The sequence below is a fragment of the Methylococcus geothermalis genome (assembly GCF_012769535.1).
GTDB classification, from domain to species: Bacteria; Pseudomonadota; Gammaproteobacteria; order Methylococcales; family Methylococcaceae; genus Methylococcus; species Methylococcus geothermalis.
On the sequence record NZ_CP046565.1, the window covers coordinates 2,192,704 to 2,205,734 of the forward strand.

Consider the following 13,031-nt stretch of genomic DNA (forward strand, 5'->3'; position numbering starts at 1 on the left):
CCAGTGCAGGAACCCCATGAGCAAACCTGAATGCCGTAGCGCTCGGTCCTCTTCGATCATCTACGCGATCGTTTTGTCCGCTCTCGCAAGCTGCCGAATGGGGCCGCCGTCGATGCCGGAGCCGGCCGACCCGGACGAGGCCGGGTCGATACTGGAGGAATTCGAAGCCGAGGGACGCTACCACCCGGAACGCAGCTACGCTACCACCGAGATTCGTGAGTCCTGGAAACACGGGCGCGCCGAGCTGGACGTCGCCTTCACGGCCCCGGCCGGTGGTGCCCGATTCCCCCTCGTCGTTTACCTTCCCGGCTTGGGCGAAGACGCCACGGCGGGGGTGTTCTGGCGTCATCGTTGGGCCGCGGCGGGCTACGCCGTGTTCGCCATGCAGCCGTCGGCCCTGGCCAAGGTATTCTGGGCCTCCGACAAGCTCGATGCCGGGGAACTGCGGGCCACGGGAAGGATCTACTTCTCACCTGCATCGCTGGAAAGCCGGCTGGCTCACTTGGCGTGGGCATTGGGCGAATTGCGCCAGCGCGCCGCGGTGCCGGGCAGCCCCTATGCCGCAGCCGATCCGGGCAAGGCAGCGGTGGCGGGATTCGACCTCGGCGCTCAGGCCGCTTCCGCCTTGGCGGGGGAAGCGGTCAAGGCGGCGCTCCCGGCAAACGCGGAATTCGCTTTCGCCGGCGCCGTCGTCCTCAGTCCCCATGTCACCCTGGCTGAAGGCAAGCTGGACGGACGTGCCGCGGGGATGGCGATGCCCCTGCTTGCCGTGACCGGCACCGACGACGATGACCCTTATGGCATGAGCGCTACCTCCCTCCGCTCGGCCCTGTGGCAGTCCATGCCGCCCGGCGGCAAATACCTGCTGGTGCTGCAGGGAGGGACTCACGACGAGCTTGCCGGCGTGACGCCGGGGCAAACATGGAAAGGGCCGCCGTCGCAGCCGGTACCGGGCGAAGGCCCGGCAGGGGGCGGATGGATGCCCTGGTCCCGCGAGGACCTCACATTGCAGGTGGGGCAGCAGAGCGGGACGGGCAGAGGGCGTGGAAGCATCGCCGGCGGTCCACCGGCCGGAGGGAGGGAGCAGCTCGGCGGGCAAATGCGAAAGCGCGGCCCGGACATCCGTCACTGGGCCGAGGTGGCCGGCGTCAGCACGGCGTTCCTCGATCTCGTCCTGAAAGGGCGCGAGCGCGCCAGGGAGTGGCTGAGCCGGGATGCGGGCCGATGGATGGCGGCGTCGGCGGAGCTCCGGCGTAAGTAGCACGGCTCAACGGACCGCCGACCCGCGGAGCCGGGCGACGAACCGCGCCAGCGCCGCGCCGATGTCGTGGGGCGAATCCTCCTGCAGGTAATGGATGCCCGGTACGGTGATCTCGGTCTGGTTCGGCCAGTGCCGGCAGAATTCACGTGCACGCGGTCCCAGCAGAGCGCCCGGCTCGGCGTTGATGAACAGCTTAGGGATGTTGCAAGCCGCAAGCCAGGCGCCGTAGGCCTCGACCGCTTCGGCGACGTCCCGCGGCTCCCCGTCAATGGGCAGCTCGCGGGCCCAGGCCAGCGTCGGCAGCCGGGATTCCGGCGTGCGGAATGGGGTCCGGTAGGCATCCATTTCTTCCTCCGTCAAACTCCGTAGGATGCTTTTCGGCAGCACGGTCTCGACGAAGAAGTTTTCCTCCGCGATCATCCTGATACCTTCTTCCGCGCGGAGGCGGCGGAAAATCTGCTCCCTGGGCGGAGGGAAATCGGACCATAGTCTCGGCTGCACCAGGGCTTCCATGTAGGCGATCCCGCGTACCCGTTCCGGATGGTGGCGGGCCCAGCGGAAGCCCAGGGCCGAGCCCCAGTCGTGGACCACCAGGATCACGTCACCGCCGATGCCCGCTGCTTCGAACCAGGCATCGAGATATCGGGCGTGATCGAAGTATCGATAAGCCGATGCGGGCGCACCGTCCGACTGGCCCATCCCCACCAGATCCGGCGCCAGGCAGCGGCCGAGGGGCTGGACGTAGGGGATGATGTTGCGCCACAGGTAGGACCAGGTCGGGTTGCCGTGCAGGAACACGATGGGTGCGCCTTCGCCGACATCGACGTAGCTCATCTCGGCATCCAGGACCGGAACGCGCTTCCTGGGGTGGTGATCGACAGCGGAAATCTCGGATGGGAACATGATCGGTACTCCTGATCTTGTATGAGCCAGCCACCCGGCTTCCGGCGCCGGGGCCACCTGATCAGCCACGCAGGTCGAGCGGCACGAGGCCCTGCACGGCGCAGGCGTGGCGATATTCCTCGGCGTTGGTGGCGGCCGTTTCCCGGCGCAGGACAGAGCCGTCCTCAGCCAGGTACTCCACCGCGCCGCGCACGAAGAACAGGCTCACCAGAGGTTCGTCGCCTTGAACGCCCCAGGTGTCGACATGTCCGGCCGGCTCGTATTCGTAATCGCCGGGTCCCAGCACTCGTCCTTCCGGTTCGATGCGCCGGCCTCCGCTGAGGAGATAGCCGTGCACTTCGCCCTGGTGCCGATGCAGGGGGACGCGCGTTCCCGGCTCCAGCCGCAGCAGCGTGACCCATTCCCCGCGCTCGGGAAACAAGGCCAGCAGCTTTTTGGAAATGCCGGGGCCCATGGAAATCCACGGCAGCTGAGGGTTGCCCGCGGCTGCGGGGATGAACGGTTCGGTAGCCAACATGGGATGCTCCTTTGCCGGATAGTGAGGGAAGGTGCTGGCACAATAGTGCGGCGAGCGACCGCGAAAAAGGACCACACTAGGCAAAAATCATGGAGCCACTTTTCGAACTGCCCATCATCCTGCCGCCCAAAGGCTCCCGGGAACTGCTGCGTTCCGTGTACGGACAGCTGCGGGATGCGATCCTCGACGGCCGACTCCAGCCCGATACGCGACTGCCTTCGACACGGGCATTCGCCGCCGCCGTCGGTGTGTCCCGCAACACCGCGGTGGCGGCATACGAGCTGTTGTTGAGCGAGGGCTATCTGGCCGTTCGGCCGGGTTCGGGAACCTATGTGGCGGCCATCTCGCCGCGCCCGGCTCGTCATCCGGCCGGCGAGTCGGGCACGGACAGCCGTTTGAATAATGAGGCCTGGCGCCGGTTGCCGGCGCTCCCCGGGGTGGACGATGCGTGCTTTCCCTTCGACTTCAGGCTCGGCCTCCCTGACAAATCGGCGTTTCCCTTTCCGGTGTGGCGGCGCCTCTCCGCCAGGGCCCTGAGAGCTTGGTCGAAAGCACCGGCAGTCTACGGCCAGCCGCAAGGCCGGCCAGCACTCCGGGCGGCGATCGCCAAGCACGTCTCCTTCGCGCGGGCGGTTTCCTGCTCGCCGGAACAGATCGTGGTCACCGCAGGCGCTCAGCAGGCTTTCGATCTGCTGGCCCGCATCCTGGTCACGCGGAGCCGGACGGTGGTCGCGGTCGAAGACCCCGGTTATCCGCCGCTGCGGGATGCCTTCACCGCCGCCGGCGCGAGACTCGCCGCCATACCGGTCGATGAGGAAGGGCTGAGGGTCGATCGCCTGCCGGCCGAGGCCCGAGTGATCTGCGTCACTCCCTCCCACCAGTTTCCCCTGGGCGTCACACTGTCCGCAAAGCGCCGGGTCGCCCTGCTCGAATTCGCGCAGGAAAGGGGGGCCGTGGTGATTGAGGACGATTACGACGGCGAGTTCCGCCTCGGAGGCCGACCCTTGGACGCGCTGCAGACGCTGGATCGGACCGGCTCGGTCTGCTATGTCGGAACCTTCTCCAAGAGCCTGTTCCCGGAGCTGCGTCTGGGGTTCGTGGTGGCGCCGCCCTGGGCGCTGGACGCACTGGTCGCCGCCAAGGCGTGTGCCGACTGGCATTGCCAGACGCCGTCTCAGGATACCCTGGCCGCCTTCATCGGCGAAGGCCATCTGGCCCGCCACGTGCGCAAGATGGGCAGGGTGTACGCCGGGCGGCGTGCGGTCCTACTTCAGGCCTTGTCGCGGCATGGCTGCGGTCGGATGCATCCCGTGGGGGATGCGGTGGGCCTGCATCTGGCGGTGATGCTGAGCCGGGAGATTCCGGCCGACGAATTGGTGTCGGCCGCGGCGGTGGCCGGCATCCGCCTTCATGCCCTCGATCGATACTCCGCCGAAAAGCCGGCGCCCAACGGCGTGGCCATGGGCTATGGAATGATCCGCTCAGAGCGGATCGATACCGCAATCGAGCGACTGGCAAAGATCGTGGCTCGTCTCGCATGACGGCTTCCGGCCGACGCGCAAACCGCGGATATCCGCACCCTGCAACGCCCCGATCGGCGGATCGGACCTCGATGAAGGCTCGGTTGCGTACGAATCAGTCGAAAGTCATGAAACGCTGGATCAGCGCAGCAGTAACAGCGGTTTGTGAGTATGTGCCAGCATCTTGGCGGTAAAGCTGCCCAACAGCAGGTCGTGAATTCGGGTGTGGCTGAAGGCCCCCATCACCGTCAGGTCGATCGCCTGCCGGTCCTGGTAGTCGCAGAGAACCTGTTCGGGCTTGCCCGACAATTTCTGTGCGATCAGCTCGCCGAAGCCGGATTGTGCCAGCTGATGGGTCGCCGCCTCGAACCGCTGTTCCGTGACGGCATCGTCTTTGCCGGCACAGACCAGATGGCAAATGAGACCTTTGAAGGCTGGGCTGGTCGACACCATTTCGACGGCCTTCTCCGCCGCGTAACTGCCGTCATAGGCGATCATGATGCGTTGCGGCGCTTTGAATTCGGCGTTGACCACCAGAATAGGCTTGTGCATGGAGCGGATGATGGATTCCAGCTTGGCGCCGATCTTGTCGGGCTGTTTTTCGTGGCTCTTGCCGCGTACACCGACGACCAGCACACGAATGTCCTCTTCCAGTTCGATCAGCGCCTCCACCAGACTGCCGTGACGCTGGTGGGTGAGCGGATCGGAGATGCCGGCTTGAATGACGCGCTCTTTGGCGGCTTGCAGGAGTGCCTTGCCCTGCTGCAGACGGAGCTTGCTACGCTGCTGTTCGATCTGGCTCAGTGCCTCGAGCAGATGATCACGGCTATCGACCCCGATGTTTCCCGACAGGTCGGCGGTGAGGGCGGTCTCCGGATGGTGGTCGATGGTGTGCAGTAGTTTCAGTGGCGCCTGAAGCCGGTGGGCGATCCAGGCGGCGTAGTCGCACACCGCCGGGGTCAGGGCCGAGCCGTCGATGCAGGCCAATACGCGAAGGGTGTTTGCGTTCATCAGTGTCCCCCCAGGACTTTCTCGATTTCTTCCGGTTTGTCGTGAATGCCGAAGCGGTCGACGATGGTGGTGGTCGCTTCGTTCATCCCGATCAGTTCGACCTCGGCGCCTTCGCGGCGGAACTTGATGACGACCTTATCCAGTGCGGAAACCGAGGTGATGTCCCAGAAATGGGCGCGGTGCAGATCGACGACGACCTTCTCCACGGCCTCCTTGAAATCGAAGGCGGCCACGAATCGATCCGCTGAGTTGAAGAAGACCTGGCCGACCACCTTATAGGTGCGGATGCCCCCGTCCTGGTCCAGTGTCGATTCCACGTACATGAAGTGGCTGATCTTGTTGGCGAAGAACAAGGACGCCAGCAAGACGCCGACAAAGACACCCAGCGCCAGGTTATGGGTCCAGACCACCACCACCACGGTGGACAACATGACGGCGTTGGTGGACAAAGGATGCTGCTTCAGGTTGAGGATGGAGCGCCAACTGAAGGTACCGATGGAGACCATGATCATCACCGCTACCAGCGCGGCCATCGGGATCAGCGAGAGCCATTCGTCCAGGAAGACGACCATGATCAACAGGAACAGGCCGGCGCAAAGGGTCGACAGGCGTCCGCGGCCGCCGGATTTGATGTTGATCACCGACTGGCCGATCATCGCGCAGCCGGCCATGCCGCCGAGCAGCCCCGCCACGATGTTGGCCAGACCCTGGCCCTTGCATTCACGGTTCTTGTCGCTCGTGGTATCGGTCAGGTCGTCGATGATGGTCGCGGTCATCAAAGACTCCAGCAGTCCGACGACCGCCAGTGGCACGGAATACGGCAGGATGATTTTCAGGGTCTCCCTATTCAGGGGTACGTCGGGCCACAGGAACATCGGCAGCGTATCCGGCAACTGGCCCATGTCGCCGACGGTATGGACATCCAGGTGCAGATAGACGGCTACACCGGTCAAGGTGATGATGCAGACCAGGGGTGATGGGAGGGACTTACCGATCAGCGGCACATGGGGAAATAGATAGATGATCGCAAGACCCGCCGCGGTCATCGCATAAACCTGCCAGGAAACGCCAGTCAATTCCGGCAGCTGCGCCATGAAGATCAAGATGGCCAACGCATTCACGAAGCCGGTCACTACCGAGCGCGACACGAAACTCATCAGGTTGCCGAGCTTCAGGTAGCCCGCGATGATCTGCAAAACGCCCGTCAACAGCGTCGCCGCCAGCAAATACTGCAAACCGTGATCCTTGACCAGGGTCACCATCAGCAAGGCCATGGCGCCGGTGGCCGCCGAGATCATGCCGGGGCGGCCGCCGACGAAGGCCGTGACGACGGCGATGCAGAACGAGGCATACAGTCCGACTTTCGGATCGACGCCGGCGATGATGGAAAAAGCGATGGCTTCGGGAATCAAGGCGAGAGCGACGACCGTACCGGCCAGCACGTCACTTCGGACATTGCCGAGCCAATCCTGTTTTTTCGATGAGAAGAGCATGAATTTCCTGATGAGTACGAAGGCGCGATCATCGAGGCGACGCCGCGCCGGAGTGACACGAAACGGGAGAACACGCCGCCAAACCCATGGCGGCGCATCGGGGGTATCGTGTGAGACTATGGTGGACTAATCATCGGGCTGGCTGTTGTCCGGAGGCGAAACGGTGGTGATGTGGTGTTTGACGCGCTCCAGCAATGCCGTGAGCGTTTCTTGTTCCCGGGCCGACAGGGCGCTAAGCACCTGCGCCTCCACCCCATCGGCGATGGACCAGAGTTCCTGCATGACGGCATGGGCCTTGGGCAACAGCTCCAGCCGGTAAGCGCGCCGGTCTTCGGCATCCTTGTTGCGTCGAACCAAACCCACCGCCTCCAGCAGGTCGATCTGCCGGGCCAGGGTAATGGGCTTGATTTCCAGGATCTCGGCCAGATCGATCTGGCGGCAATTTTCGTGCTTGGATAAATGCACCAAGGCTCGCCACTGGGCATGGGTCAGGCCGATGCCTTCGGCTGCCTTGTTAAAGCGCTGACGGATGCAATGACTGATTTCGTAGCTCAGAAAGCCGAATTTGGAATGCATGATCCATTATATCGTAAGCGACGGGTATAATTTAATGTTAGTTGTTCTCCATGCTCTCGTCAGGAATGAGCATCAGTGGGAGCCGGGTTGGTTGAACCGGGTGCCGCCCAGTGGGTGGGAATATCGGCGTTGCCCGGGTACAAGCAGGCGATCCACCGAACCGGCGGTCAACCGGTTTCGGCCCGGCTGACCAGCAGTCCCGAGGCTCTCAGCGTTTCGAGCTCCGCTTCCAGTTCGAGCTCGATGAGCTCCAGGTGGGTGAGGCGTATCTCCGTTCTGGAGCGCGTGGAGTCCAGCAGTTCGAGCAACGTGCCTTTACCGAGCCTGTAAGCGGCTTCCCCCATTTCCTTGAGGGCGGGCAGCTTGGCGATGACCTCGCGCTCGAACCGCGCCCGCGTTTCGCGCCTGCGTGCGAGCAGGCCGGTGGCGCGATCGAGCGCAACATGGACTCGGGAAGTCACGAACTCGCGTTCGAGGATCGCCGACTGCTTTTCCGCCGATGCTCTGGCCATTCCGCCCTGGTTGCGGTCGAACAGGGGAATCTCGACGGAAAAGCCGCCGAAGAAGGCATGCCCGTACGGCTGGTCGGTAAACGCCGAACCGAACTGGATCGAGGGAACCGGCCAGCGCTCGGCCTTGGCTTTTTCCAGGCGGGCCTCGGCGGCGGTTTCTCCGCGGCGCACCGTTTCGATTTCGGGGTTGATCCGCTCTGCGTCCGCCCAGGCTTTGTTCGGATCGGCCGAGACGCCCAGCGGCGCGAAGTTTCCCAATGCCTGCGGTTTCCAGTCCGGCAGACCGAGCATCAACCCCAGTTCTTCCACCGTTCCCTGCAGGTCGTTACGGGCGGTTTCCAGTTTCGCCCGGACGTCCTTGGCTTCGATTTCCATGCGCAGCACGTCGTACCGGCTGGCGCTGCCGGATTCCTCCCGCCCGGCGACGAGCGCGGCGAGGCGCTCCATGTTGGTGCTGGTTTCTTCCCATACGGCGACCCGCTGCTGGCCTGCCAGCAGCTTGATGAACGTGCGCCACAGCTCGTGTACCAGGCCAGCGAACTCGGCCTGGACCGTGGCTTCAATGGCTTGCACCTGTTTTTCCGCGGCTTCGACCCTGGCGCCATGCTGGCCGGAGATGAGCACGGGGACTTCCAGGACGACTTCGCGTTGCACCTTGCCGTCGTACATCGTGTTGTTGGCGCTCAAGAGGCTGTAGTTCCCGAAATTGACTCTTGGATTCGGCAGGACGTCCGCCGCCGCGATTTCGGCCTTGGAAAGCTCGACCGCTTGCCTCAAGGCCGCATAACGGGGGCTGTGTCGTCTCGCGACTTCCAGCAGCTGCTTGATGGTCACGGCCTGCGGCAGAGATTCCGCTGTCGTTCCGGCAAGCGCGGTGCCTTCGAGATTCAGTGCGAGGCATAACGGGAGCAGGCATTTGAATGCCCGGAAAAGGCGGATACGGGGGTTTGCCTGGATCATCGTTCGAGCAGTTCGTCGGCCGTTTCGGGCGACAGCAGCAGTTTGGGCGTGATGAAGGAATAGAGCACCGGCAGGACGAACATCGCCACGAAGAACGTCGTGAACATGCCGCCGACGATGACCATGGCGAAGGGGCGCTGGGTTTCACTGCCGATGCCGGTGGACAGCGCCATGGGAAGCAGGCCGAGCAGCGCGAGCAGCGATGCCATCAGCACCGGACGAAGCCGCTCCACCGCTCCCTCCCGGATGGCGTCGAACAGGGGCATGCCCTGGCGACGACACTGTTCGGCGGCGCTCAGGACCAGGAGTCCCATCAGCGAAACCTGGCCCAGCAAGGCGATGAAGCCGATGGCGGCGCTTACCGACAGAGGTATCCCGCTCCACAGCAGGATGAATACGCCGCCGACCAGGGCGAAAGGCACGCATGCCAGGATGGCGAGGGCGCTACGGGCGGATTGCAAGGCGCCGTAGAGAAGCGCGAAGACGACCAGAACCGCCACGGGGACGGCGACGGCCAAGCGCGTCATCGCCCGCTGCTGGTTCTCGAATTCGCCGCCCCAGACCAGGAAGTGGCCTTCCGGCACGTCGACGGCGGATTCGACCGCGATCGCCGCGTCGCGCACCACCGATCCGAGATCGCGGCCTTCGATATTGAATTTGAGCGCCAGGAACCGCCGGTTCGCCTCCCTTTCGAAGGCGGTCCGGCCACGCTCGATGCGCAGGTCGGCGACCTCCCGCAGCGGAATCCGTGCGCCTCCCGGGGTGGGAAGCATCAGGTTCGCGATGCGCTCCATGTCGCCGCGTTCGGCGCCGGGGAGGATCACCCGCACCGGCACGGGGCGTTCACCCTCCCAGAGTTCTGTGACGATCTTGCCAGCCAGGCCGGTTTCGATGGCGGTCTGGGCCGCATCGACGTCGATTCCGTGCCGGGCCAGGGCCGACCGGTCCAGCTTCAACTGGAGCTGCGGCACCACCGAATCCCGGTAAAGGTCCAGGTCGATGACCCCGGGGATGTCTTTCAGCACCGCCTTTGCCTGTTCCAGGGTGACGCGCATCTTTTCCAGGTCGGCGCCGTAGATCTTGAGCACGACCTTTCCGCGGACGCCGCTGACGGCCTCCTCGACGGCGTCCTTGATGGGTTGGGAAAAATGGAAGCGTACGCCGGGGATCGCGGCGAGGGAGTCTCGCATCTCATCGACCAGCCGGGCCTTCTCCAGCCCTGCGCGCCATTGCGCCCGAGGCTTCAGGTGGACGAAGGTTTCACTCATGTTCACTCCTTCGTTGTCGGTGCCATCCTCGGAACGGCCCTGCTGGCTGAGAATGCTCTTGACCTCGGGAAACCCGAGCAGGCGCTCGCGCATGTCGAGCAGGACCTCCTGTCCCTTGGCCAGGGCGATGCTCGCCGGCATCTCGACGAACAAATGAACGTCGCCTTCGTCCAGCTCGGGCAGGAATTCGCTTCCGAGCCGGGTTCCCGCGGCGCCGCCGGCGAACAGCAGCAGGAACGCCACGGCCAGGGTTCCGCCGCGCCGCTCCAGTGCCAGTTTCAAGACGTGTCCGTAAACCCGGCGCAGGGAAGCCAGGAACGCCGGTTCCTCGATCACGGCGTGGCGTGGCCGGATGAAGGCGGCGCACAGCGCCGGCACCAGGGTCAGCGCGAATGCCAGACCGCCGGCGAGAGCGAAGCTGTATGTGAAGGCCAGCGGGCGGAAGATGCGGCCTTCGACGCGCTCCAGCGTATATACCGGGATGAGCGCGGCGATGATGATCAGCATCGCGAAGAATGTCGGTTTGGCCACTTCGAGCGCCGCGGTGATGATCAGGCGCAGCATCTCGCGCCGGCTTTCCGGACGCCGGCAGGTGGCAAGGTGAATCACGTTTTCCACCAGCACCACTGCGCCATCGAGGATGATTCCGAAATCGATCGCCCCCATGGAAATGAGATTGGCCGGGAGGCCGAGCTGATAGAGCCCGGAGAAAGCCGCAAGGAGGGACAACGGAATGATCAGCGCGACGATGAGAGAACCGCGGATGCTGCGCAGAAACAGCCAGACCACGGCCACCACCAGCAAAAACCCATGCAACAGGTTGTCGTAGACCGTGTGCAGGGTGTTGTCGACCAGTTCGGTCCGATCGAGGAAGGGTTCTATCCTCGCGCCGGCGGGGAGGATCCGGCTGTTCAGCTCCTCCACCTTCCGGTGGACGGCTTCCAGCACTTTCGAGGGGTTCTGCCCCCGCCGCAGCAGCACGATGCCCTCCACGGCCTCTTTCCGGTGGTCCAGGCCCACGGCCCCCTGGCGGGGCGTGTACGCCTGGACCAGACGCGCGACGTCGCCGACGGTGACCGGCGTGCCGCCGGCGCTCTTGAGCACGATCCGTTTCACGTCCTCGGCCGAGGCGAGGTTGCCCACGCCTCTCACCAGCATCTGCTGGTCGCCATGACGCAGGAATCCCGCGCCTACATTCCGGTTGGACCGAGCGATCGCATGGTTGACGTCTTCCAGGGTCAGTCCGAAGGACTCCAGCCGCACCGGATCGGTTTCGACATGGAATTCCTTGTAGTATCCACCGAAGGTCAATACGTCGGCGACGCCTTGGACTTGGCGCAGCGCGCGGGACACGTTCCATTCCATTTCGGACCGCAGGTCGTAAAGCGTATGGCGGTCGCTCACCATCACGAACCTGTAGATTGCCCCCAGAGGCGTGTAATCCGGAGCGAGCACGGGCGTGACCCCTTCGGGCAGCTCGGCGCCGGCCATCCGCTCGGAAATCAGCGTTCTCGACCGGAAACTGTCGATGTCATCCTGGAAGGTGATGGTGATCAGGGACAGGCCGAACAGGCTCTGGCTGCGCATCTGCAGCATGTCGGGGGTGCCGCTCAGCACTCGCTCCAGAGGGATGGTGACCTGCCGTTCGACTTCTTCCGGCGCATATCCGGGCATCAGGCTGATGACGGTCACCTGGGTGTTGGTGACATCGGGGTAGGCTTCGATCGGGGTTTCGAGGTAGGCAAGAACCCCGTACACGGCGATCACCGCGCTCACCACGATGGTCGCGAAACGCCGGTGTACGCAATGCTCGATCAGCAGCCTCAGCATGATCGCACCCTTACAAGAGCATTGCGGCTTCGCCGTCCAGGAGCAGGGCGCCTTTCACCACCACGCGTTCGCCCCCGGACAGTCCCTGAAGGATGGGGGTCATGCCGGCCCGCGACTGCCCCGCCCGCACCGGGCGGGCTTCGAAGATTCCCGGTTCCTTCTCCACATAAACGAAGGTTTCCCGCCCGTCTTTTATCAGCACGGCCGAGGTGGGCAGGACGATCCGGCCGGGCTCCGACACGGTGATCGATACTCTCGCGTACATGCCAGGTCTCAGCGGAACCGCGGGGTCGTCCGGCTCGATGAACACCGAGGCGCGCCGGAGTTCGTTCTGGATGGCGGCGCTCTCGGCCACTACATGGCCGGAAATGGCGTTGGGCAGCGAAGCGAGTTCGATCGAAGCCTTGGCCCCGACTTCCACCAGCAGGAGGTCGTTTTCGAACACGTCGGCCACGATCCAGGCGGCGGAAGGCTCGCCGAGGTCGAACAGGGGTGACCCCGGCCCCACCGCGGCACCTACGGAGACGTGGGCCTTCAGAACCACGCTGTCCATCGGCGCCCGGACGACGACCTCGCCCCCGCGGCCATCCCCGATGAGGTGCAGGAGGTCGCGGCTGCGCTCGTATTCGGTGCGGGCCTGGCGGTACTCCGTCTCGGCTTCCATCCGTTCGACCTCCAGGCCGACGCCGCGGCGGGCCATTTCCTCCTGGCGCCGGCGCCTGTCTTCGGCACGGCTCAGCTCGGCCTCGGCCCGGGAGAAATCCGAGCGCATCTGGGCGGCGTCGGCGCTGACCAGCGTGGCCAGCGGCGCACCGGCCCTGATGCGCTCGCCGATCTGCGCATGTACCTTGGTGACCCGGCCGGGGACGATCGTGCCCGCGGCCGAAACGGCTTGGGTGCGAAAATCGACCCTGGCGGGAGCTGAAATCGAGGCGTCGAAGGCGTCCGGATGGATCGCCTGGATGGTGAGATAGGGTAGGGATTCCGGCCTCAGCGAAACCGTGACCGGTCCGGGATGTTTCCGTAGGTCAGCCGGTGATGACGGACTTGGCCGGGAACGCTCAATCGGCTCGATACCATTTTGTTCACAGGCGGCAAGGCACAGGAAACCGAACACTGCGAGCCGGGATGGAAAAGGCATGGGAAAACTTGGGAAGCACAGGGGTTGCCCATGCTATGC

At 64.4% G+C, this 13,031-nt stretch carries 10 protein-coding genes; 2 read left to right on the forward strand and 8 right to left on the reverse strand.

The features are described from left to right. Positions 1–16: 16 nt before the first annotated feature. Positions 17–1,261 carry an alpha/beta hydrolase family protein gene (locus GNH96_RS10285; RefSeq protein ID WP_169603586.1) on the forward strand — a complete coding sequence of 415 codons (1,245 nt, stop codon included), beginning with the start codon at positions 17–19 and terminating at the stop codon, positions 1,259–1,261. A 6-nt stretch (positions 1,262–1,267) separates the two neighbouring features. On the opposite strand, the gene GNH96_RS10290 is transcribed toward GNH96_RS10285, so the two are convergent. Both GNH96_RS10290 and GNH96_RS10295 read right to left on the reverse strand, forming a co-directional pair. Beyond that, complete coding sequence (locus GNH96_RS10290) at positions 1,268–2,164, reverse strand: haloalkane dehalogenase (RefSeq protein WP_169603587.1); 897 nt, start codon at positions 2,162–2,164, stop codon at positions 1,268–1,270. A gap of 61 nt (positions 2,165–2,225) precedes the next feature. Beyond that, positions 2,226–2,681 (reverse strand): 2,4'-dihydroxyacetophenone dioxygenase family protein, encoded by a 456-nt coding sequence (locus tag GNH96_RS10295; protein WP_169603588.1) that lies wholly within the window; start codon positions 2,679–2,681, stop codon positions 2,226–2,228. An 89-nt stretch (positions 2,682–2,770) separates the two neighbouring features. Here GNH96_RS10295 and pdxR point away from each other — a divergent pair, with 89 nt between their 5' ends. Next, positions 2,771–4,222, forward strand: a complete 1,452-nt coding sequence (pdxR, locus tag GNH96_RS10300) for a MocR-like pyridoxine biosynthesis transcription factor PdxR (protein WP_169603589.1) — start codon at positions 2,771–2,773, stop codon at positions 4,220–4,222. A gap of 120 nt (positions 4,223–4,342) precedes the next feature. On the opposite strand, the gene GNH96_RS10305 is transcribed toward pdxR, so the two are convergent. The 6 genes from GNH96_RS10305 to GNH96_RS10330 all read right to left on the reverse strand — a co-directional run bounded on the left by GNH96_RS10305 (position 4,343) and on the right by GNH96_RS10330 (position 12,992). Next, a complete protein-coding gene (locus tag GNH96_RS10305; protein ID WP_169603590.1) occupies positions 4,343–5,212 on the reverse strand; it encodes a universal stress protein in 870 nt (289 codons plus the stop codon). After that, positions 5,212–6,705 carry a SulP family inorganic anion transporter gene (locus GNH96_RS10310; RefSeq protein ID WP_169603591.1) on the reverse strand — a complete coding sequence of 498 codons (1,494 nt, stop codon included), beginning with the start codon at positions 6,703–6,705 and terminating at the stop codon, positions 5,212–5,214. Before GNH96_RS10310 ends, GNH96_RS10305 begins: the two co-directional genes overlap by 1 nt. A gap of 126 nt (positions 6,706–6,831) precedes the next feature. Then, positions 6,832–7,281 (reverse strand): MarR family winged helix-turn-helix transcriptional regulator, encoded by a 450-nt coding sequence (locus GNH96_RS10315; RefSeq protein ID WP_169603592.1) that lies wholly within the window; start codon positions 7,279–7,281, stop codon positions 6,832–6,834. Positions 7,282–7,448: 167 nt separating this feature from the next. Beyond that, positions 7,449–8,753 carry a TolC family protein gene (locus GNH96_RS10320; RefSeq protein ID WP_169603593.1) on the reverse strand — a complete coding sequence of 435 codons (1,305 nt, stop codon included), beginning with the start codon at positions 8,751–8,753 and terminating at the stop codon, positions 7,449–7,451. After that, the gene (locus GNH96_RS10325; RefSeq protein WP_169603594.1) at positions 8,750–11,851 is read right to left on the reverse strand and encodes an efflux RND transporter permease subunit; all 3,102 of its coding nucleotides are present in this window, start codon (positions 11,849–11,851) and stop codon (positions 8,750–8,752) included. The genes GNH96_RS10320 and GNH96_RS10325 overlap by 4 nt, the downstream gene beginning before the upstream one ends. Before the next feature lie 10 nt (positions 11,852–11,861). Further along, positions 11,862–12,992: an efflux RND transporter periplasmic adaptor subunit gene (locus GNH96_RS10330; RefSeq protein WP_169603595.1), complete on the reverse strand. Its 1,131-nt coding sequence runs from the start codon at positions 12,990–12,992 to the stop codon at positions 11,862–11,864. Positions 12,993–13,031: the final 39 nt, after the last annotated feature.